Annotated in this window: 21 protein-coding genes and 1 tRNA gene; 11 read left to right on the top strand and 11 right to left on the bottom strand. The window is 67.9% G+C overall.

Annotated elements, in window-relative coordinates:
• Positions 1–13: 13 nt before the first annotated feature.
• Positions 14–712 (bottom strand): DUF502 domain-containing protein, encoded by a 699-nt coding sequence (locus tag GGR03_RS02980; RefSeq protein WP_183206064.1) that lies wholly within the window; start codon positions 710–712, stop codon positions 14–16.
• A gap of 139 nt (positions 713–851) precedes the next feature.
• Positions 852–1,592, bottom strand: coding sequence for a cytochrome c biogenesis CcdA family protein (locus tag GGR03_RS02975; protein WP_183206063.1), 741 nt, complete (start codon positions 1,590–1,592; stop codon positions 852–854).
• Between the two features lie 180 nt (positions 1,593–1,772).
• Here GGR03_RS02975 and GGR03_RS02970 point away from each other — a divergent pair.
• Together GGR03_RS02970 and GGR03_RS02965 are read left to right on the top strand one after the other, a co-directional pair.
• Positions 1,773–1,848 (top strand) — tRNA-Lys (locus tag GGR03_RS02970).
• A gap of 371 nt (positions 1,849–2,219) precedes the next feature.
• Positions 2,220–2,921 carry a VIT1/CCC1 transporter family protein gene (locus GGR03_RS02965; protein WP_183206062.1) on the top strand — a complete coding sequence of 234 codons (702 nt, stop codon included), beginning with the start codon at positions 2,220–2,222 and terminating at the stop codon, positions 2,919–2,921.
• Positions 2,922–3,047: 126 nt separating this feature from the next.
• Here GGR03_RS02965 and GGR03_RS02960 read toward each other — a convergent pair whose 3' ends face one another.
• Together GGR03_RS02960 and GGR03_RS02955 are read right to left on the bottom strand one after the other, a co-directional pair.
• Positions 3,048–4,418, bottom strand: a complete 1,371-nt coding sequence (locus GGR03_RS02960; RefSeq protein ID WP_183206061.1) for an ATP-binding protein — start codon at positions 4,416–4,418, stop codon at positions 3,048–3,050.
• Positions 4,415–5,080, bottom strand: a complete 666-nt coding sequence (locus GGR03_RS02955; RefSeq protein ID WP_183206060.1) for a response regulator transcription factor — start codon at positions 5,078–5,080, stop codon at positions 4,415–4,417. Before GGR03_RS02955 ends, GGR03_RS02960 begins: the two co-directional genes overlap by 4 nt.
• Before the next feature lie 110 nt (positions 5,081–5,190).
• On the opposite strand from GGR03_RS02955, the gene dsbD reads away from it, so the two are divergent.
• From dsbD to GGR03_RS02920, 7 genes are all read left to right on the top strand, one after another.
• Positions 5,191–7,068: a protein-disulfide reductase DsbD gene (dsbD, locus tag GGR03_RS02950; protein WP_183206059.1), complete on the top strand. Its 1,878-nt coding sequence runs from the start codon at positions 5,191–5,193 to the stop codon at positions 7,066–7,068.
• A 1-nt stretch (position 7,069) separates the two neighbouring features.
• Positions 7,070–7,870 (top strand): TlpA disulfide reductase family protein, encoded by an 801-nt coding sequence (locus GGR03_RS02945; RefSeq protein ID WP_183206058.1) that lies wholly within the window; start codon positions 7,070–7,072, stop codon positions 7,868–7,870.
• Position 7,871: 1 nt separating this feature from the next.
• Positions 7,872–8,552, top strand: a complete 681-nt coding sequence (locus GGR03_RS02940) for a L,D-transpeptidase (protein ID WP_246367569.1) — start codon at positions 7,872–7,874, stop codon at positions 8,550–8,552.
• A 34-nt stretch (positions 8,553–8,586) separates the two neighbouring features.
• Positions 8,587–9,294, top strand: coding sequence for a L,D-transpeptidase (locus GGR03_RS02935; protein WP_183206057.1), 708 nt, complete (start codon positions 8,587–8,589; stop codon positions 9,292–9,294).
• Between the two features lie 2 nt (positions 9,295–9,296).
• Positions 9,297–9,905 carry a DsbA family protein gene (locus tag GGR03_RS02930; RefSeq protein WP_183207000.1) on the top strand — a complete coding sequence of 203 codons (609 nt, stop codon included), beginning with the start codon at positions 9,297–9,299 and terminating at the stop codon, positions 9,903–9,905.
• Positions 9,906–10,152: 247 nt separating this feature from the next.
• Positions 10,153–10,383 carry a hypothetical protein gene (locus GGR03_RS02925; RefSeq protein ID WP_183206056.1) on the top strand — a complete coding sequence of 77 codons (231 nt, stop codon included), beginning with the start codon at positions 10,153–10,155 and terminating at the stop codon, positions 10,381–10,383.
• Positions 10,384–10,543: 160 nt separating this feature from the next.
• A complete protein-coding gene (locus GGR03_RS02920) occupies positions 10,544–10,861 on the top strand; it encodes a DUF1236 domain-containing protein (protein ID WP_183206055.1) in 318 nt (105 codons plus the stop codon).
• 94 nt (positions 10,862–10,955) lie between these two features.
• On the opposite strand, the gene tgt is transcribed toward GGR03_RS02920, so the two are convergent.
• The 5 genes from tgt to coaD all read right to left on the bottom strand — a co-directional run bounded on the left by tgt (position 10,956) and on the right by coaD (position 14,937).
• Complete coding sequence (gene tgt / locus GGR03_RS02915) at positions 10,956–12,086, bottom strand: tRNA guanosine(34) transglycosylase Tgt (RefSeq protein ID WP_183206054.1); 1,131 nt, start codon at positions 12,084–12,086, stop codon at positions 10,956–10,958.
• Entirely contained in the window at positions 12,083–13,162 is a 1,080-nt protein-coding gene (gene queA, locus GGR03_RS02910) for a tRNA preQ1(34) S-adenosylmethionine ribosyltransferase-isomerase QueA (protein ID WP_183206053.1), read from the bottom strand. Before queA ends, tgt begins: the two co-directional genes overlap by 4 nt.
• Positions 13,163–13,268: 106 nt before the next feature.
• Entirely contained in the window at positions 13,269–13,739 is a 471-nt protein-coding gene (locus GGR03_RS02905; protein ID WP_183206052.1) for a peptidylprolyl isomerase, read from the bottom strand.
• 133 nt (positions 13,740–13,872) lie between these two features.
• On the bottom strand, positions 13,873–14,427 hold the full coding sequence (locus tag GGR03_RS02900; protein WP_183206051.1) for a peptidylprolyl isomerase: 555 nt from the start codon (positions 14,425–14,427) through the stop codon (positions 13,873–13,875).
• 39 nt (positions 14,428–14,466) lie between these two features.
• On the bottom strand, positions 14,467–14,937 hold the full coding sequence (gene coaD, locus GGR03_RS02895) for a pantetheine-phosphate adenylyltransferase (protein WP_183206050.1): 471 nt from the start codon (positions 14,935–14,937) through the stop codon (positions 14,467–14,469).
• 165 nt (positions 14,938–15,102) lie between these two features.
• On the opposite strand from coaD, the gene GGR03_RS24560 reads away from it, so the two are divergent.
• A complete protein-coding gene (locus GGR03_RS24560; RefSeq protein ID WP_281354618.1) occupies positions 15,103–15,231 on the top strand; it encodes a hypothetical protein in 129 nt (42 codons plus the stop codon).
• A gap of 141 nt (positions 15,232–15,372) precedes the next feature.
• Here the strand turns inward: GGR03_RS24560 and gyrA are convergent, their stop codons facing one another.
• A complete protein-coding gene (gene gyrA, locus GGR03_RS02890; protein WP_246367672.1) occupies positions 15,373–18,123 on the bottom strand; it encodes a DNA gyrase subunit A in 2,751 nt (916 codons plus the stop codon).
• A 335-nt stretch (positions 18,124–18,458) separates the two neighbouring features.
• Here gyrA and GGR03_RS02885 point away from each other — a divergent pair, with 335 nt between their 5' ends.
• Positions 18,459–19,106 carry a MarC family protein gene (locus tag GGR03_RS02885; protein WP_183206999.1) on the top strand — a complete coding sequence of 216 codons (648 nt, stop codon included), beginning with the start codon at positions 18,459–18,461 and terminating at the stop codon, positions 19,104–19,106.
• A 104-nt stretch (positions 19,107–19,210) separates the two neighbouring features.
• Here the strand turns inward: GGR03_RS02885 and ssb are convergent, their stop codons facing one another.
• Positions 19,211–19,741 carry a single-stranded DNA-binding protein gene (ssb, locus tag GGR03_RS02880; protein ID WP_183206048.1) on the bottom strand — a complete coding sequence of 177 codons (531 nt, stop codon included), beginning with the start codon at positions 19,739–19,741 and terminating at the stop codon, positions 19,211–19,213.
• Positions 19,742–19,770: the final 29 nt, after the last annotated feature.

Below are 19,770 nucleotides of genomic sequence, written 5' to 3'. Positions count from 1 at the left end.
CTTCAATCGCGCTTCAGTCGACCGGCTCCGGCTTTTCCCGCGCCCGCAGCCGCTCCGCCACGAGGCGCGAGGCCTGCCGGGGCGACAGCGGCCCGGCCGGGTCGTCCTCCGGCGAGACGAGTCCTGCCGAGATCACCAGCTTCAGCGCCGCCTCGATGCTCATGTCGAGCACGCGGACATCTTCGCGTGGCACGAAGAGCAGGAAGCCGGAGGTCGGATTGGGTGTCGGCGGCAGGAACACCGCAAGCATCTCGTCGCCCTGGTCGGAGAGCACTGAGGCGATCTCGCCGCGCGCCGTCGTGGCCACAAACACCAGGCACCACAGGCCCGGCCGCGGATATTCGATCAGCGCCGCCGTCTTGAAGGAAGACGACCGGTCGGCCAGCACCGTCTCGAAGATCTGCTTTAGCGCGGTGTAGACCGAGCGCACCAGCGGCATGCGTCCGAGTACGTTCTCGCTCCAGCCGATGAGCGTGCGGCCGATGAAGTTCGCCGTCAGGAAACCGATGAGGGTGATCAGCACGAGCGCGACGACGAGGCCGAAGCCCGGCAGCGCGAAGGGCAGATAGGCGTCCGGCGTGTACTGCGACGGGATGTAGGGCTTCACCCAGCCATCCACCCAGCCCATGAAGGACCAGGTGATCCAGGCGGTGATCGCTAAGGGCGCGCAGACGATGAACCCGGTCAGGAAGTAGTTACGCAGCCGCGCCATCGCTCAGGAGACCTCCGGCGTCGCCGCATGCCGGTCCGAGCCGGTCGACGTCCGCGCCGGAATCATCTTCGCCGCCAGCGTCATTTGCAAGCTGCATCTTCGCGCCTGCGAAACGGCCGGCAAATCCGCGGTCGCCGGCTCAGCCGATCGTCTGCAGCGCCGGAAAGGTCTCGAGCAGCCAGAAAGACATGGCCTGCATGCCGCCGGTCAGGAACAGGATGCCGGTGACCACCAGCAGCCCCCCCATTGCTTTCTCCACGGTACCGAGATGCGCCCGAAAGCCGCTCAGCCAGCGCAGGAAGGCGCCGGAAAATGCCGCCGCGAGAATGAATGGAATGCCGAGCCCGGCCGAATAGAAGCCGAGCATCAGCGCCCCCTCGCCCACCGTCGCCTGCGTGCCCGCTAGGCCGAGGATCGCCCCCAGCACTGGCCCGATGCACGGCGTCCAGCCGAAGGCGAAGGCGAGGCCCATCAGATAGGCGCCGCCCACGCTGTGCGGCCGGTCCGGCGCGCGCATCCGCAACTCGCGGGACAGGAAGTTCAGCCGGAAGACGCCAAGGAAGTTCAACCCCATGACGATGATCGCCAGCCCCGCGACGATGCCCAGCCAGTCGAGATTCTGCCGCAGCATCTGGCCGATCGAGCTGGCGCCGGCGCCGAGCATCACGAACACCGTCGAAAAGCCCAGCACGAAGCTGACGGCGGTCGCGAGCAGGCGCGTATGGCGGGCGCTGCCCGCGATCTGACCGCTGCGCAGGTCCTCGGCCGATACCCCGGCCATGTAACAGAGATACGGCGGGACCAGCGGCAGGACACAGGGCGACAGGAAGGACAGCGCTCCGGCGAACACCGCGGTCGGATAGGAAAGGTCTGAGAGCAATCGGCTCGCCTTCGATGATGGCGTTTCGCTGGATCCGGGATCGCGCCGGTTTCTAGACCGCGCGCCGCGCGGCGGCAAATCGCAATCGCGTCACGAGATGCGACGGAATTTCCGGTTGACCGCCAGAGGGCCCCTACCTATGGTCCGCCGCGTCTCCGACGGGATCTTTTCCGGCGGCGCGAGCGCGTAGCTCAGTTGGTAGAGCAACGGACTTTTAATCTGTAGGTCCAGGGTTCGAGTCCCTGCGCGCTCACCAATTCCCCTCTGAAATCGTTGAGCTTTTGGACACGCGCGCGCCGGCCAGGGCGTCGACCGAGGTTCGGTAGCAGTGCCCCGCGTTAGTCGGTGCGGGCGAGGATCGCGAGCAGCATGTTCGCCAGGATCAGCAGCCGACGGCAAGGGGGCCATGGAAGCGCTCTTTGATCCCAGGTGCGAGGGCGAGCCGCTGACGACGCGCGACACGACCTTCGCTGGCGCCATCTCTTCGCAAGATCGGCCAGCCTCGCCGCCATCAGCCAATCGGGACATCCAGGGCCGACCTCGATCGGATGGGTGGTCGCCGCGCCGTTCTGGTACCACATCCACAGCAGTCCCGGCGATCACCGTCACCTTGTCTGGAGAGAACCCATGCCTCGATCGCTGTCGCACCCGGAGAATCATCTCGTCGCGCGCATCGGCTGGCTTCGCGCCGCCGTCCTCGGCGCCAATGACGGCATCGTCTCGACGGCGAGCCTGATCGTCGGTGTCGCAGCGTCTGCAGCGGCAACGCCCGAGATCGTCATTGCCGGCGTCGCAGGTCTCGTGGCCGGTGCGATGTCCATGGCGGCCGGAGAATACGTCTCGGTCTCTTCCCAGTCCGACACGGAGAATGCCGACCTTGCGCGCGAGACGGCGGAGCTCCGCGACGACCCATCCGGAGAGCTCGAGGAGTTGACGCAGATCTATGTCGGTCGTGGCCTCGAGTTGAGCCTTGCCCGTCAGGTCGCCACCCAGCTGACGGCGCGAGATGCGCTCGGCGCCCATGCCAGGGACGAGCTCGGCATATCCGAGGTGACGGCCGCTCGTCCGGTCCAGGCGGCGCTGACCTCCGCGGCGACCTTCGCCGTCGGCGCCGCGATGCCGCTGCTGATGGTCTTCGTCGCACCGGCGGATCTTCTCATCGTCTTCGTTTCCGGCGCTTCGCTCGTCTTCCTCGCATTCCTTGGCGCGATTGGCGCCAAGACCGGCGGGGCTAATGTCTGGCGCGGCACTGCGCGCGTCGCCTTCTGGGGTGCGGCGGCCATGGCGCTGACCGCCGGGATAGGCGCCCTCTTCGGCCAGACGATCTAACCTCGACCGAAACCGGCAGGCGACAGCGAACGCCAGGGCAATGGTGCTGGGGTCGCGGCCGGCAGTGCCATGGCCGGGCCGGTGGGGGCGGCGTCTCGCCTGAGCCCGTCCAACCGCCCCTCGCCGCTAGGCGTCCTCGCGCGGCGACGCCGCTCCGGCATGCAGGCCGGGGATAGTCAGGCGCGCTGCCAGTCCCCCTCTGGCGCGGTTCGCAAGTTCGACGCTTCCGCCGAGCTTTTCAGCGCAGAGCTTGACGATGCTGAGGCCCAAGCCGCTCCCGACGGTGGCGTGATTCCGGCCGCGGAAGAAGCGCTCCGTTGCCCGGGCGATCTCGTCCGCCGGGATGCCGGGCCCTTCGTCTTCCACCAGGATCGATGCACCGCAGCGACGCAAGACCACCGTCCCGCCTTGTGGCGAGTGACTGACGGCGTTTTCGACAAGGTTCCGCAAGGCCAGGCAGACCAGCGTCTGGTTGGCTACGAGGGCGCGATCCACCGAAGCGTCGATGACGAGATTTCCGCCTTTCGCTGCCAGCCGCGCATGCTGGTCGCCGAGAAGGTCGTGCAGCAGCGGCGCCAGCGGGACCGGCGAAACGTCCTCCTCGGCGGACACCGCCTCGGCCTCCGCCGTGGCGAGAAGCTGCCGCACCAGGCGCGAGGTCCGGTCGACGGCCGTGACGATCTGGACGAGCGCGGCGGCGCGGACCGCGACGTCATCGCTGCGCGTCGCGATCTGCGCCTGGGTCTTGAGGCCCGACAGCGGCGTGCGCAGCTCGTGCGCGGCATAGGCGAGGAACTGCCGCTCGCGGTCGCGGACCTTCGCCACCCGTTCGAACAGCCCGTTCAGCGCGGCGACGACCGGGCGGATCTCGGAGACGGTCGCCTCGATCGGCAGCGGGTGCAGCCGGTCGGCCTCGCGCTCGCCCAGCGTCGCGGCAAGCCGGTCGAGCGGCCGCATTCCCCGCCAGACCGCGAGCCAGATGATGCCCGCCAGCAGGGGCGCGATCAGCAGCATCGGCAGGAGCAGGCCGGTGACTATGTCGCGCACCAGGCGCGCCCGCATCTCGAGATTGTCCCCGACCAGAACCTCGACGCCGCTGGTCGGGTCGCGCACCGCAAAGACCCGCCAGGTCTCGCCGTCGACGACCTGTTCGGCAAAGCCGTCGGCGTGGTCGGAGAGCCGCTCGGCGGGTGCCCCGTCGGAGCGGCCGAGCAGCGAGCCCGAGAGCGACCAGATCTGGCAGGACAGATGGCGCTCGTAGGGGCCGCGCTCGGTCTCCCTTGCCGGGGCGGCGATCCGCGCCGCTGCATCCATGTCGATATCCTGGCTCTGGACCAGCGACGACACCATCCTCGCCGCTTCCATCAGCCGGGCGTCCAGCACGCGCTCCACCTCGGCCCGCGTGCTGGCGTAGATCCATGCCGTGGCACACAGCCAGACGACCCCGGTCGTGACCAGCAGCAGCAGGAACAGTCGGCCTTTCAGCGAGCCGGTCATTGATCGGGCCTGCGCAGCCGGTAGCCGACGCCGCGCAGCGTCTCGATGAAGCGGCTGCCGAATTTGGCCCGCAGATTGTGGACATGCACCTCAACGGCATTGCTCTCGACGCCCTCGTCGAAGCCGTAGAGCTTTTCCTCCAGTTGCGGCTTTGACAGGACGGCGCCCGGGTGCTGCATCAGCGCGTGCAGAACGGCGAATTCGCGCCGCGACAGACGGGTCTCGTCGCCATCCTGGAAGGCCGTCATCGTGGCGGGATCGAGCCGTACGCCGCCCCACTCGAGAAAGCTGTCGGCGCGCGCGGTGGCCCGGCGCAGGAGCGCCCGCAGGCGCGCGGCGACCTCGTCCAGCTCGAACGGCTTGCCGAGATGATCGTCCGCCCCGCCGTCCAGCCCCCGCACCCGGTCGGGCAAGGTGTCGAGGGCGGTCAACAGCAGTACCGGCGTCGTGTCGCCGCGGCGGCGCAGCCGCGCCAGCATGTCGTGGCCGGACCCGTCGGGCAGCATGACGTCGAGCACCACGGCGTCGAACCCGCCGACCGCCAGCGCCGCCTCGCCGGCCTCGCAGCAATCGGCGAGGTCGGCGGTAAAGCCGCTCATGCCGAGCCCGACCTTCAGGCCGTTGCCGATGATGTCGTCGTCCTCGACGATCAGTATGCGCATGCCTGCTCCCGTCCATTGCCGCCGACGACTGCGATCCTGCCGACCCAGCTTAAGGCTGCCTTAAGCTGGGCGGCCGACCACCCGGTTCGAGCAGTCGACCGGAGAGGTTCATGGCGATCAGAAACATCCTGGCCGCGGCCATCATGGCCGTCAGCATCGGCGCACCCGTCGCGGCCCGTGCGCAGACGGAGCCGCTGCCGGTCGAACAGGCCTTTGCCCTGACCAGCACAGCGAACGCCACCGGCAGCACCGAACTTCGCTGGGCGATCGTAGAGGGTTACTACCTTTATCGCGACAGGATTGCGGCGGCGACCCCGTCGGGCGAAGCCGTCGCGCTCGACATGCCGCGCGGCGAGACCAAGGACGACCCCAATTTCGGCCCGATGGAGGTCTTCCACGACGCGGCGACGGCGGCGCTCGGTCCGGTTCCGGCCGGGACGAGCGCAATCGCGGTGTCGTATCAGGGCTGCCAGGAAAACGGCATCTGCTACCGGCCGGTGACGCGGACGATCCAGCTGGCGGCGCAAGGCGACCCGGCCGCGCCGGGACAGTCCCTGGCGGATCCCGCCAATGGCGGATCCGAGCGGCCGACCCAATCCGGGGTCCGCGGGGCCTTCGCCGCGGCCGACGCCGGCACCGTGGTCACCAATTTGCCCGCAGCGACCCCTGTCGCCGGCTCGGGTATCCGGATCGACGGCGCTTCCGGCGGCCTCGTCGCATCGCTGCTCGACGACGGCGGTGCGGCCTTTGCGGTCGCCATGTTCTTCCTGCTCGGCCTCGGCCTCGCCTTCACCCCGTGCGTCTTCCCGATGTATCCGATCCTCGCCGGCCAGCTCGGCCGACAGGCGGGCCGTCCCTCGGCGAGGCGCGGGCTGGCGCACTCCTCGGTCTATGTGCTGGCCATGGCGTCGGCCTTCGGGCTGCTGGGCGTCGCTGCGGCCTGGTCCGGACAGAACCTGCAGATGGCGCTGCAATCGACGCCGGCGATCATCGCCGTGTCGCTGGTCTTCGCCGGGCTGGCGCTGTCGATGTTCGGCCTGTTCGAACTGCGGCTGCCGAGCGCCTGGACCAATGCCGTTGCCGGCGCCACGACCGGGCGCGGCGGGATCGGCTCGACCGCGGCGCTCGGCTTCACCTCGGCGCTGATCGTCGGCCCCTGCGTCACCGCGCCGCTCGCCGGGGCGCTCATCTATATCGGCCAGACCGGTGACGTCGGCCTCGGCGCCGCGGCGCTCTTCGCGCTCGGCCTCGGCCAAGGCGTGCCGCTGATCGCCTTCGGCACGTTCGGTGCGGGAATCTTGCCCAAGGCGGGACCCTGGATGCAGGTGGTCACCCGCGCCTTCGGCATCGCCTTCCTGGCGCTGGCGATCTGGATGATCGGCCGCATCCTGCCGCCCGTCGTCTCGCTGTGGCTCTGGGCCGCGCTGCTGATCGGCGTCGGGGTGGCGCTGGGCGGGCTCGGCGGCCGCAGCGGCCCGCGCGGCGTCGTGCGCCGGCTCGGCCAGACCGCCGGCATGCTGGCGCTGATCTATGGCGGCACGCTCGCCGTCGGCGCGGTCGCCGGGGCAAACGATCCCCTGCGCCCGCTTGCGCCCCTGGCCTCGAACGGCACGGCACGATCCGCCGGAACTCTCCGCTTCGACACGGTCGCGGCGCCCGAGGCCGTGGCCGAAGCGATCGCCGCCGGCGACCGGCCGACGCTGCTGTATTTCACCGCGGACTGGTGCGTCAGCTGCGACGTCATCGAGCGCGAGGTGTTCGACGATCCGCGGGTGCAGGCACGGCTCGGCGGCTACCGGCTGCTGAAAGCTGACGTTACCGACGAGCGGCCGGGAACCACGGCACTGATGTCGGAGCTGTCCGTCGTCGGGCCGCCGACCATGCTCTTCCTCGATCCCGATGGCGCGGAGGCGCCCGGCTCGCGCGTCGTCGGCGAGATTGCCGCCGAGGACTTCCTTGAGCGCGTCCGCCTAGCGGGGGGCAACTGACATGACCGCTTTGACGCTCGGGCCGCTGGTCTTCGCTGGAGACCGTCTGGCGGCGATCATCGGCTTCGTCGCCTTTCTCGCCGTCGCCGCCATCCTCTCGCGCCGCGTCGACGACCGGCTGGGCAACTGGTCGCTGGCGATCGTGCCGATCGGCCTGGTCGCCGCCCGGCTCGGGCATGTCGCCCTGCACTGGGAGACCTTCGCGCCCGAACCGCTCAGGATCTTCAGCATTCGCGAAGGCGGCTTCTCCCTATGGGCCGGCCTCGCCGCCGCGCTGCTCACCACGCTCTACGTCTTCCGGGACGTTCGCCTGCGGGCCTGGTCGATCGGCGCGCTGGCCGGCGCCTTCGTGGTCTGGAACACCGCCTGGCAGCTGGTCGCTACCACCACCGCGCTCGCCGCGCCGGCCGAGAGCTTCGCGATGCTGGACGGCGCCGAGCAGCCTCTGTCGGACTTCGCCGGCAAGCCGGTCGTTATCAATCTCTGGGCGACGTGGTGCCCGCCGTGCCGGCGCGAGATGCCGATGATGGCGACGATGGCCGCGGAGCGCGACGACGCGGTGTTCGTCTTCGCCAACCAGGGGGAAAGCGCGCACGCCGTGTCGCAGTTCATGGCCGACGCCGCGCTCTCCATCAACCATGTCCTCCTGGACCAGGGGTTTGCGCTGGCACGGCATTACAGCGTCGCGGGCTATCCGGCGACGCTGTTCCTCGACGCGAGCGGGACCCTCCGCTCGCTGCATTTCGGAGAGATCTCGCGCGAAGCCCTCGCGGCGGGAATCGACAGCGCCAAGGCGAACTGACATGAATTTCACCAGCATCCACCGCGCCGGCGTCCTCGCCGTGACGCTGCTCACGATGGCGGGGTGCTCGACCGTCGGGGACATGTCCCGCTCGGCGCTCGGCTATGCCGCCCCGGCTGCCGTCGGCGACCCGCGCTATGCCGCGTTCGAGGATGACGGGCGTGCCATCCCCGCGATCCCGGCGGCACACCTCACCGAAGAGAACCAGCGCCAGATCATCGACTTCACCGGCCCGGAAGCGCCCGGCACGATCGTCGTCGATCCGGCGGCGCATTTCCTCTACCTCGTCGAGGCGGACGGCAAAGCGATGCGCTACCGGGTCGGCGTCGGCAAGGCGGGCTTCGCCTTCGCCGGCAACGCCACAGTCGCCCGCAAGGCCGAATGGCCGGGCTGGACGCCGACACCCAACATGCTGAAGCGCGAGCCGGAGCGGTTCGGCCCCTATGCCGGCGGCGTCGATGGCGGGCTCGGCAACCCGCTCGGCGCCCGCGCCCTCTATCTCTACCGCGGCGGCCGCGACACCTACTACCGGATCCACGGCACCAACGAGCCGTCGACGATCGGTCGCTCGGTCTCGTCCGGCTGCATCCGGATGTTCAACCAGGACGTCATCGATCTCGAAAACCGCGTTCCCGTCGGGGCCGAGGTGGTCGTGCGCAGTGCGCCGAACCCCCTCGCCTAGCCACCGTCCCTCGACCAGACCCAGGAAGACAGACATGCTCAAGACATTGCCGCGAGCCGCCATGCTCGTGGTCGCGGGACTGGCGCTCGCCGCCTGTTCCACGACCGACCCGGCGCCGATCGCCTACGCCCCGACCCCGCCGCCGACCGACCCGCGGATCGCCCAGATGTACGGGGCGGTGGAGGACGACGGCTGGGACATTCCCGCGGTCGACCCGGCGCGCATGGACCCGCGCAACATAAGGCAGGTGGTCGACTACGCCACCGACGAGCCGGTCGGCACGGTCGTCGTCGATCCGCACGCCCGCTTCCTCTATCTCGTCATGGAGAACGGCCGGGCGATGCGCTACGGCGTCGGCGTCGGCCAGGCCGGCCTCGAATTTACCGGCGAGGGCATCATCGAGCGCAAGGCCGAATGGCCGCGCTGGACCCCGACAAAGGGAATGATCGAGCGCGAGCCGGAAAAATACGGCGGGGAGCTGCGCCAGGGCATGGAGGGCGGCATCGAAAATCCGCTTGGCGCCCGCGCCCTCTATCTGTTCAAGGGCGGGCGCGACACGCTCTATCGCATCCACGGGACCAACCAGGAATGGTCGATCGGCCAGGCCGTCTCGTCGGGCTGCATCCGCATGCTCAACCAGGACGTCATCGACCTCAACCGGCGGGTACCGCCGAAAACCCGGATCGTCGTGCTCGGGCCGGATGGCCAGCCGCAATCCAACGCCGAAGGAAACCCGACATGACCATGATCGACCGCCGCAGCCTGCTGATCGCCACTTTCGCGATCGGCGCGACGCCGCTGATCGCCCGGGCCGCGTCCGCTGCGCCCGATCCGATGTCGAAGGAGGCCGTGCTGTTCGACCCCGAAGTGCCGGTGCTCGGCAACAAGGATGGCGACGTCACCATCGTGGAGTTCTTCGATTACCAGTGCCCCTACTGCAAGCAGTCCCATCCCGACGTCGTCAAGCTGGTGCGCGAGGATGGCGGCATCCGCCACGTGATGAAGGACTGGCCGATCTTCGGACCGGCCTCGCTCTACGCCTCCCGCCTGACGCTTGCCGCCGGCGCGCATCACCCGAAGGCGCTGGCGGCGCTGATGGCCACCCCCGGACGGCTGACGCCGCAGCAGGTCGAGACGACGCTGACCGAGGCCGGCTTCAAGATCGCGGCCCTCAACGCCGCCTACGATGCCGACAGCTACCGGATCAACGGCATCCTCGAGCGCAACAGCGCCCAGGCGGAGAATTTCGGCCTGATGGGAACGCCGGCCTACGTCGTCGGGACGGTGCTCTTCCCCGGCGTGGTGGCGCCGGCCGACATGAAGCAGGCCATCGCCCAGGCGAGAGCCGGCTGAGACGCCCTGCACCGAGACTGCCGCGGACGGAAGGTTGCGGAGTTGGACGTGGCGCAGCTTGCCGGAACTGGCTTCACGCGCCCGCTCGACGGATCCCCTCTGGCGGCGGTGACCCTTCTCGTGGACTCCGGAATAGTCGTTTGCCCCGGGCAGCGGCTCCCGGGCGGGCCCGTGAAGCCGAGTTGCGGCCGCAGTGGCCACGCTGCCGAGTGCTTGCCGAAGCCCGCGTCCGGTCCATGTCTGGTGTATGGACCATCATCTGAACGAACCCGCCGCCAGAGCGGCGATTAATGCCGTCGAGGCGAGCACTGCAGCCCTCAACGACGCGCTCCAACGAGCGGCCGAACTCGGCGTCCCCATGGAAATCGACATTATCCAGGCGGACCACGCCACGGGCCGGCGCGAGGTCGTGGCGCGGGTCGTGAGGGCCGAAACGGGACGCCGGCCCGAGGACCTCAACTCGTCCAACGACGACTGAGTCCGCCGACGTCGGCCTGAGACGAACGCCGCAAGGAGCGAGGACGGCGCTTGGCCCGGCGACCGGTGCAGCAAGCGGTGGCGCCCCAGCTCCTGCGGTGCAGCGGGAACGGTTCCCCGGCCCCACCGTTAGCCTGACCACGCCAATGAGGAGAACCACGATGAAAAGTCTTCTGATCGCGGCCGGACTCGCCCTTCTTGCCGGCAGTGCAACGGCACAGACCACTACGACCGTGACCACCACAACGATCGAGGAGCCACAGATCGATTCGATCCGTACCTACGTGACCCGGGAGCAGACCACCTCGATAGTGGCCCCGGACGGCTTTGACGTGATCGTCGGTGCGCCATTGCCGGAGCCGGTGCCGCTGTACCGGCTGCCGGAAGAAGTCGGCGTCCCAGCCTACCAGTACACGGTGATCGACGGCCACACCGTCCTGGTCGACGAGAATCGCAACATCGTGCAGATCATCGACTGACCGCACAGATCCGAGCAGGACGATGGAAGGGAGGCCTATGGCCTCCCTTTTCTTTTCTTTCCACAATGCAATTGCTGTGACGGAGCGTGCCTCCTCACAGCGCCGGCAGGTCGCCCTGCGCCCAGGCTTCCTCGGTGCTCGCGGCGAACGCCTCGAACGTGCCGGATTCGATGGCGGCGCGGATGCCGGCCATCAGCGACTGGTAGTAGGCGAGATTGTTCCAGGTCAGCAGCATCGAGGCGAGCGCCTCGTTGGAGCGGACGAGATGGTGGAGATACGCCCGCGAATAGTCCCGCGAGGCAGGGCAGTCAGAGGTTTCGTCGAGCGGGCGCTTGTCTTCAGCGTGGCGGGCGTTCTTCAGGTTGACCTTGCCGAAGCGGGTGAAGGCAAGGCCGTGCCGGCCGGATCTGGTCGGCATCACGCAGTCGAACATGTCGATGCCACGCGCCACCGATCGCAATATGTCCTGCGGCGTGCCGACACCCATCAGATAGCGGGGCTTGTCCGCCGGCAGCACCGGCAGGGTCTCGTCGAGCGTCGCCAGCATCACCGCCTGCGGCTCGCCCACCGCCAGGCCGCCGACGGCATAGCCCTTCAGATCCATCGCGGCGAGACGCTGGGCAGACCGTATACGCAGGTCGATGACATCGCCGCCCTGGACGATGCCGAACATCGCCTTGCCAGGCTGGTCGCCGAAGGCCACGGCGCAGCGCTCGGCCCAGCGCAGCGACATCTCCATCGCCCGCTCGATCTCTGCCCGTTCGGCCGGCAGCCGGATGCATTCGTCGAGCTGCATCTGGATGTCGCTGTCGAGGAGCCCCTGGATCTCGATCGAGCGTTCCGGGGTTAGTGCATGTTCCGAGCCATCGAGATGCGAGCGGAACTTAACGCCCTTCTCGTCGAGCTTGCGCAGGGCCGCGAGGGACATGACCTGGAAGCCGCCGGAATCCGTCAGAATCGGATGCGGCCACCGGGCGAACTCGTGCAGGCCGCCGAGCCGCGCGACGCGTTCCGCACCCGGCCGCAGCATCAGATGGTAGACATTGCCGAGGATGATGTCGCAGCCGAGGTCGCGAACCTGGTCGAGATACATCGCCTTGACCGTGCCGGCGGTGCCCACCGGCATGAAGGCCGGGGTACGCACGGTGCCGCGCGGCATGGTGATCTCGCCGCGCCGGGCCTTGCCGTCGGTTGCCGTCAGCTGGAACTGGAAATGCTGGCTCATGCGCCCGTCCGATCGAGAAGGCAGGCATCCCCGTAGGAATAGAAGCGATAGCCGCCGGCGATCGCGTGGGCATAAGCCGCCTGCATCGTCGCCAGTCCCGAGAAGGCGGAAACCAGCATGAACAGCGTCGAGCGCGGCAGGTGGAAATTCGTCATCAGCCGGTCGACGGCCTTGAAGCGGTAGCCGGGGGTGATGAAAATTTCCGTCGATCCGGAAAACGGCGAGATGCTACCGTCCTCGGCCGCCGCGCTTTCGAGCAGCCGCAGCGAGGTCGTGCCGACGGCGACGATGCGGCGGCCGGCGCGCTTCGCCTCGGTCAGGCGCGCGGCGGTTTCGGCGTCGATATGGCCGGTCTCGGCGTGCATGCGATGGTCCTGCGTGTCGTCGGCCTTCATCGGCAGGAAAGTGCCGGCGCCGACATGCAGCGTCAGGAATTCGGTCGCGACGCCGCGTTCCGCTAGGCGCTCCATCAGCGACGGGGTGAAATGCAGCCCCGCCGTCGGCGCCGCGACGGCGCCAGCCTCCCGCGAATAGATGGTCTGGTAGTCGCGCCGGTCGTCGTCGTCGACCGGTCGGCGGGTGGCGATGTAGGGCGGCAGCGGGATCGAGCCGACGGTGGCGATCGCCTCGTCGAGCGCGGCCCCGTGGAAGGCGAAGGCGAAGGTTACCTCGCCCCCCTCGCCCTTTTCCCGGACGACGGCGTCGAGCGTGCCGAGGAGGCAGACACGACCTTCGGCGCCGAAGCGGACCGTGTCGCCCGGCTGCAGCTTGCGCGCGCCACGCACGAACGCTTTCCAGGTGGAGGCGTCGAGCCGCTGATGCAGCGTTACACCCACGACGGGCTCTTCCGCCCCGCGGCCGATGCGGCGGCCTTCGAGCTGCGCGGGGATCACGCGGGTGTCGTTGAAGACCAGCACGTCGCCGGGCTGGACCAGCGACGGCAGGTCGTCGACCATGCGGTCGGCGAGCGCGCCTTCGGCCGACACGGTCAGCAGCCGGGCGCTCTCGCGCGGCGACGCGGGGCGCAGGGCGATCAGCTCGTCGGGAAGCTCGAAATCGAATTGGTCGACGCGCATCGCGGCAGTCCATTCATGGGAAATCCCGAGGCCCTTGCGGACCCCGGGATCAATTAAGCGAAGCCGATGCGGGAAATGCCGGTCAACCGGGTCGCCCGGCAGCCGCTCAGACGTCGGCGGCGACGCGCATCGTGGTGATGGAGTCGGGATCGGTCACCGGCTCGCCGCGCTTGATCTTGTCGACATTCTCCATGCCTTCGATCACTTCGCCCCAGATGCTGTACTGCTTGTCGAGCCAGGGGGCCCGATCGAAGCAGATGTAGAACTGGGAATTGGCCGAGTTCGGATTGGCCGTGCGGGCCGCCGACACCGTGCCGCGCTTGTGCGGCTCGGCGGTGAATTCGGCGACGAGGTCGGGCTTGTCGGATCCGCCGGCGCCGGTGCCGGTGGGATCGCCGGTCTGCGCCATGAAGCCGTCGATGACGCGGTGGAAGACCACGCCGTCATAGAAGCCTTCGCGCGCCAGTTCCTTCACCCGGGCGACGTGCCGCGGGGCCAGGTCGGGGCGAAGCCGGATGACCACGCGTCCCTTGGTCGTCTCCAGGATCAGCAGATCCTCGGGGGTGTCCTGCGCCATCTTGTTCTCCTTGGAAGATCGGCTCCATGCCGAAGCGCCCCGCGAGACACGCGAGGCGCAATATGGGCCCTTCCTTGGGGGAATTTGCCGCCTCCGACAACCCCCAATGCGGGCCTGGCCGTCCTGGCGGCTGCTATTCCTGGCCGGCGAGACGGACCTTCACCATCTTGTCGGGGTCCTCGACGGTGCCGTTCTGGGCCGCGTCGCCCTTCTTGATCTTATCGACATTTTCCATGCCTTCGACGACGTCGCCGACGATCGTGTACTGGCCGTCGAGGAAGTCGCCATCGGCGAGCATGATGAAGAACTGCGAATTGGCGGAGTTCGGATCCTGCGAACGCGCCATGCCGAGCGTGCCGCGATCGAAGGTCTCGTCGGAGAATTCCGCCTCGAGGTCCGGCATGTCGGAACCGCCCATGCCGGTGCCGGTCGGATCGCCGGTCTGCGCCATGAAGCCGTCGATGACGCGGTGGAACACCAGGCCGTCATAGAAGCCGTCGCCTGCCAGCGCCTTGATCCGCTCGACATGCTTGGGGGCGAGATCCGGCCGCAGCTGGACGGTGATGTCGCCTGAAGCGGTGGTGATCACCAGCGTGTTCTCGGGATCCGATGCCTGCGCGGCGGCGGGGCCGGCAAAGGCCGCTGCGGTCATCGCGGCAGCGAGGCCGAGCGTTGCGAATAATTTCATGTGGTTTCCATCCCAGACCTTGCGCCCGCGCATCTCGCGTCAGGCGACTTTCCTTCGGATCGCTTGCGCGACGTTGGCAGGCACGAACGATGAGACGTCGCCACCCATGACGGCGATCTGGCGAACCAATGTGGCGGTTATGGGCCTCGTGGCCGGAGACGCGGGAAAGAAGACGGTGACGATCTCGGGGCGCATCGCCCCGTTCATGCCCGCCATCTGCATCTCGTAGTCGAGGTCGGAGCCATCCCGCAGGCCCCTGACGAGAGCGACGGCGCCGGCCCTGGCGGCGGCGTCGACCACCAGCCCGTCGAATGAGAGCACCTCGACCGGCGTCTCGAGACAATCGGCGATCAGCGCCGCCCGCTCGTCGAAGTCGAACATCGGCTTCTTGCCGGGGTGGATGCCAATGCCGACGACGACTTCGTCGAACACCGCCCTCGCCTGACGGAGGATGTCGATGTGGCCATTGGTAATCGGATCGAAAGATCCCGGATAGAACGCGCGCTTCATCCGATCCGCCTACTCTTTCGGGGTCCCGGAAGCAATTCCCGGCCATCGCAGCGGAGCTGAACGCCTCATGACCACCGACTTCATGCTGCGTTACGGCCGCACCAGGCAAGGTGGAACAAAATCAGACTCCGGCAGTTATTCAGCCGAATTGATGGAGAATTCCATATGCTCGTCTTCGCACTCTCGCTGGCCATGGTCGTCACGCTCGTCACGGCTACGGTTGTCACCCTCCACAACGAGTCGCAGCGCGCCCGCGTCAAAGTCACGGCGAACCGCTCGCGCCTGATGCGCTGATCGCGTTTCGTCGCGGCCTTTGCGCTGGCGACGAAGGAGACGAGTGGAGCCGACAGCCAGCCGACTGTTCGCGAAGCTGGACCGCCATTTACCTCGATACCAAAAGGCCACCCAGCATATGCGGGGCGGCCTTTTCTCTTTCTATTCCGGCGGCAGATCGTCGTCGGGCGTGTCAGGCGCTTCCGACGTATCGGGCGCCTCGTCGGACGGGGGTATGTCTTGGGTGGTGTCGGCTTCCGCCTCCCCCGCCTCGTCCTCACCCTGGTCCGGGATGCGCTCGACAGAGACGACCCGCTCGCCGTCCGCGGTCCGGAAGATCGTCACGCCCTTGGTGGCGCGGCCCTTGAAGCCGATGCCCTCGACCGGCACGCGGATCATCTGCCCGCGGTCGGAGATCAGCAGCAGCTCGTCCTCAGACTCTACCGGGAAACCGGCAATGAGAGGCCCGATATCGGCGAGGCGGGAGACGTCGGTGGCCCTGATGCCCTTGCCGCCGCGACCGCTGGTGCGGAACTCGTAGGACGATGACCGCTTGCCGTAGCCGAATTCGCTGACGGTCAGGATGAATTCCTCCGCAGCACCGAGATAGGCGTAGCGCTCCTGATCGATGGAGACGTCCTCGACGCCTTCCTCCTCGACCGTCGGCTCGCCGGAGGCATCGCCCACCGCTTCGCCTTCGACCGCGCGGCGCATCTTCAGGTAAGAGACGCGCTCCGCCGGCGTGGCGTCGACATGGTTCAAGATCGCCATCGAGATGACGCGCTCGCCCGAGCCCAGCGAGATGCCACGGACGCCGACCGAGTTGCGGCCCGCGAACACCCGGACGTCGGTGACCGGGAAGCGGATGCACTGGCCGGACGAAGCGACCAGGAAAACGTCGTTCTGCTCCGAGCAGGTGGCGACGGCGAGGATTTCGTCGCCCTCGTCCAGCTTCATCGCGATCTTGCCGTTGCGGTTGACCTGGATGAAGTCCGACAGCTTGTTGCGCCGCACCGTGCCGCGGGTCGTGGCGAACATCACGTTCAGTTCGGCGGCGGCATCCGGATCGCTCGGCAGCGGCAGGATCGAGGTGATGCGCTCACCCTTCTCCAGCGGCAGCAGGTTGATCAGCGCCTTGCCGCGCGACTGCGGCGTAGTCAGCGGCAGGCGCCAGACCTTTTCCTTGTAGACGATGCCGCGCGAAGAGAAGAACAGCACCGGCGTATGCGTGTTGGCGACGAACAGCCGCGTGACCGAATCCTCGTCGTTCTTCAGCGACATGCCGGAGCGGCCCTTGCCGCCGCGGCGCTGCGCCCGGTAGGTGGCGAGCGGCACGCGCTTGATATAGCCGCCGTGGCTGACGGTGACGACCATGTCCTCGCGCGGAATCAGGTCTTCGTCATCCATGTCGGCCGCGCCCTCGCTGAGGACGGTGCGGCGCGGCGTGGCGAACTCGTCGCGGATGGCGGTGAGTTCGGCCTTGATGATCTCGCGAACCCGCGTGCGGGACGACAGGATCTCGAGATATTCCTTGATCTCGGCGCCGATCTTGTTGAGCTCGTCGCCGATCTCGTCGCGGCCCAGCGCCGTGAGGCGCTGCAGGCGCAGGTCGAGAATGGCGCGGGCCTGCGCCTCGGAGAGTCTGTAGGTCTCCTGCTCGGAGATGCGGTGACGCGGATCGTCTATGAGCCGGATCAGCGGCGCCACGTCCTTGGCGTCCCAGTGCCGCTCCATCAGCTGCTCGCGGGCCGTCTGCGGATCCGGCGCCTGGCGGATCAGCTTGATGATCTCGTCGATATTGGCGACGGCGATGGCGAGGCCGACCAGGACGTGGGCGCGCTCGCGCGCCTTGCGCAGCAGGTACTTGGTCCGCCGGTTCACCACTTCCTCGCGGAAGGAGATGAAGGCCGCCAGCATGTCCTGCAGCGTCAGCTGCTCGGGCTTGCCGCCGTTCAGCGCCACCATGTTGGCGCCGAACGAGGTCTGCAGCGGGGTGAAGCGGTAGAGCTGGTTGAGGATGACGTCGGCCGTCGCGTCGCGCTTCAGCTCGATCACCACGCGGTAGCCGTCGCGGTCACTCTCGTCGCGGATGTCGGAGATGCCCTCGATGCGCTTGTCACGCACGAGCTCGGCCATCTTCTCGATCATCGAGGACTTGTTCACCTGGTACGGGACCTCGGTGATGACGATGGCTTCGCGGTCATTGCGGATAGCCTCGGTGTGCACCTTGCCGCGCATCAGGACCGAGCCGCGGCCGGTCGAATAGGCCGACAGGATGCCGGCCTTGCCGAGCACGATGCCGCCGGTCGGGAAGTCCGGACCGGGGATGATCTCCATGATCTCTTCGAGCGAGATCGCCGGGTTGTCGATCGTCGCGATGCAGCCGTCGATCACCTCGCCGAGATTGTGCGGCGGAATGTTGGTCGCCATGCCGACGGCGATGCCGCCGGAGCCGTTGACCAGGAGATTGGGGAAGCGCGCCGGCAGGACCACCGGCTCCTGCTCGCGTCCGTCGTAGTTCTCCTGGAAATTGACGGTTTCCTTGTCGATGTCCTCGAGCAGCGGGTCGGAGATCTTCTCCAGCCGGCACTCGGTGTAGCGCATGGCTGCCGGGGGATCGCCGTCGATCGACCCGAAATTGCCCTGCCCGTCGATCAACGGAGCCCGCAGCGACCAGTCCTGCGCCATGCGGACCAGGGCGTCGTAGATCGCGGAGTCGCCGTGCGGATGGAACTTACCCATCACCTCGCCGATAACACCGGCGGACTTGCGGTAGGACCGGTTATGGACGAGCCCCATTTCGCGCATGGCGTAGAGGATGCGCCGATGCACCGGCTTGAGGCCGTCGCGCACGTCGGGCAGCGCGCGGCTTACGATCACGCTCATGGCGTAATCGAGATAGCTGCGCTGCATTTCCTCGATGATGGAGATGGAATCGATGCCGCTCGATCGTTCCGGCGGCGTCGTCTTGTCGTCTGTATCGGCCAAGAATTCGTCCTGAAGGGCTCGGAAATCGCTGCCCCGCTATAGCGCGGATGGCATCAAGGGTGCAAATCGGCGAGGCTTTTCAGATGGGGTTTTTCGTCAGTCTTTTCAATTCCTTGCAACCGGCCGAAAAGAAACCCGTGCGGACCTCTCCGCAATGCCCGTCCTCGCTTGCCGAATCGGCCGGAATGCCGGCTTCCGCAGGGCGAGGTTGACCCCGCATCGGCAACTGCTACGCAGAAGCTCCAGTGGCTTTCTCGCGAGTGCGCATGGTCGACATCCTCCTCAGCGGCTTCGTGACGATCTTCGTGATCATCGACCCGCTCGGGCTGGTGCCGCTGTTCCTGGCCGTGACGCCCGATGCCAACGCGGTGGAGCGCCGCTCGATCGCCGTGCGCGCCTGCGTCATCGCCTTCGTCATCCTCGTCCTCTTCGCGCTGGCCGGCACGGCCTTGCTGGAGGGCCTCGGCATCACGCTTGGAGCGTTCCGCGTCGCCGGCGGGCTGTTCCTGTTTTGGATCGGCTTCGAGCTGGTCTTCGAGCGCCGCCAGGAGCGCCACCAGCGCAGCGCCGACCGTGCGGTCGATGATCCGGAGGTGGCCGACGTCGCGGCATTTCCGCTGGCGATCCCCCTGATCGCCGGGCCGGGCGCGATCTCGGCGGTGATCCTCCTGTCCGGCAACCTGCCGACGGTGACGGGCCGGGCTGGCCTCGTGGCCATCCTGTTCGTCACGATGGTCATCACCTTCGGCTTCCTTGCCGTCGCCGACCGGATCGACCGGTTCCTCGGCGTCACCGGCCGGGCGGTGATCTCCCGGCTGCTAGGCGTCCTGCTTGCCGCGCTGGCGGTGCAGTTCGTGGCCGATGGTGCGGCGCTGCTGATGGTCTCGAGCCGCGCTGCTACGCTCTGATGGCCGGGCCAGGGCTTTCGTAAACGCATGAGGCGAGCGGCGCTTCCGCGCCGCCCGCCCCTGCGATCCGCTTTATATATCGACCCGAGTGCGGTCGGCAGGCCTCAGAACGGGATCTCGTCGTCGAGATCGCGGGAGGATCCACCGCCGCCGTAGCCGCCACGATCGCCACCGCCGGATGCGCCGCCGCTCGGGCCGCTGCTGCCACCGCCGCGCGAGCCGCCACCACCGCCGCCTTCGTAGCCGCCGCCGGAACCACCCGAGCCGCCACCGCCGCCTTCGCCGCGACCGTCCAGCATCTGCAACTCGCCGCGGAACTTCTGCAGCACCACCTCGGTCGTATAGCGCTTCTGGCCGGTCTGGTCCTCCCAGCTCCGGGTCTGAAGCGCGCCCTCGATGTAAACCTTGGCGCCCTTCTTCAGGTACTGCTCGGCGACCTTCACGAGATTCTCGTTGAAGATCACCACGTTGTGCCACTCGGTGCGTTCACGCCGCTCGCCCGACTGGCGATCGCGCCACATCTCGGACGTAGCAATCCGCATGTTGACCACCGCGTCGCCCGAGGTGAGGCGGCGCACTTCCGGATCGGCTCCGAGATTGCCGACCAGGATGACCTTGTTCACGCTGCCTGCCATGAGGAACTCCAAACTTTTCTGACGGCGGC

The sequence above is a fragment of the Aurantimonas endophytica genome, from assembly GCF_014196845.1.
GTDB lineage: Bacteria > Pseudomonadota > Alphaproteobacteria > Rhizobiales > Rhizobiaceae > Aurantimonas > Aurantimonas endophytica.
Note: the sequence above shows the minus strand (reverse complement) of the source record. Positions and strands in the feature narration are given on the sequence as shown.

Bases quoted from the DNA above. Each gene is read 5' to 3' on its own strand.
- tgt (WP_183206054.1), bottom strand. From the start codon at position 12,086: ATGAGCCAGCATTTCCAGTTCCAGCTGACGGCAACCGACGGCAAGGCC.
- GGR03_RS02980 (WP_183206064.1), bottom strand. From the start codon at position 712: ATGGCGCGGCTGCGTAACTACTTCCTGACCGGGTTCATCGTCTGCGCG.
- GGR03_RS02905 (WP_183206052.1), bottom strand. From the start codon at position 13,739: ATGGCGCAGGACACCCCCGAGGATCTGCTGATCCTGGAGACGACCAAG.
- coaD (WP_183206050.1), bottom strand. From the start codon at position 14,937: ATGAAGCGCGCGTTCTATCCGGGATCTTTCGATCCGATTACCAATGGC.
- GGR03_RS02920 (WP_183206055.1), top strand. From the start codon at position 10,544: ATGAAAAGTCTTCTGATCGCGGCCGGACTCGCCCTTCTTGCCGGCAGT.
- GGR03_RS24560 (WP_281354618.1), top strand. From the start codon at position 15,103: ATGCTCGTCTTCGCACTCTCGCTGGCCATGGTCGTCACGCTCGTCACG.
- GGR03_RS02925 (WP_183206056.1), top strand. From the start codon at position 10,153: ATGGACCATCATCTGAACGAACCCGCCGCCAGAGCGGCGATTAATGCC.
- ssb (WP_183206048.1), bottom strand. From the start codon at position 19,741: ATGGCAGGCAGCGTGAACAAGGTCATCCTGGTCGGCAATCTCGGAGCC.
- GGR03_RS02930 (WP_183207000.1), top strand. From the start codon at position 9,297: ATGATCGACCGCCGCAGCCTGCTGATCGCCACTTTCGCGATCGGCGCG.
- GGR03_RS02940 (WP_246367569.1), top strand. From the start codon at position 7,872: ATGAATTTCACCAGCATCCACCGCGCCGGCGTCCTCGCCGTGACGCTG.
- gyrA (WP_246367672.1), bottom strand. From the start codon at position 18,123: ATGCAGCGCAGCTATCTCGATTACGCCATGAGCGTGATCGTAAGCCGC.
- dsbD (WP_183206059.1), top strand. From the start codon at position 5,191: ATGGCGATCAGAAACATCCTGGCCGCGGCCATCATGGCCGTCAGCATC.
- GGR03_RS02965 (WP_183206062.1), top strand. From the start codon at position 2,220: ATGCCTCGATCGCTGTCGCACCCGGAGAATCATCTCGTCGCGCGCATC.
- queA (WP_183206053.1), bottom strand. From the start codon at position 13,162: ATGCGCGTCGACCAATTCGATTTCGAGCTTCCCGACGAGCTGATCGCC.
- GGR03_RS02960 (WP_183206061.1), bottom strand. From the start codon at position 4,418: ATGACCGGCTCGCTGAAAGGCCGACTGTTCCTGCTGCTGCTGGTCACG.
- GGR03_RS02945 (WP_183206058.1), top strand. From the start codon at position 7,070: ATGACCGCTTTGACGCTCGGGCCGCTGGTCTTCGCTGGAGACCGTCTG.
- GGR03_RS02900 (WP_183206051.1), bottom strand. From the start codon at position 14,427: ATGAAATTATTCGCAACGCTCGGCCTCGCTGCCGCGATGACCGCAGCG.
- GGR03_RS02935 (WP_183206057.1), top strand. From the start codon at position 8,587: ATGCTCAAGACATTGCCGCGAGCCGCCATGCTCGTGGTCGCGGGACTG.
- GGR03_RS02955 (WP_183206060.1), bottom strand. From the start codon at position 5,080: ATGCGCATACTGATCGTCGAGGACGACGACATCATCGGCAACGGCCTG.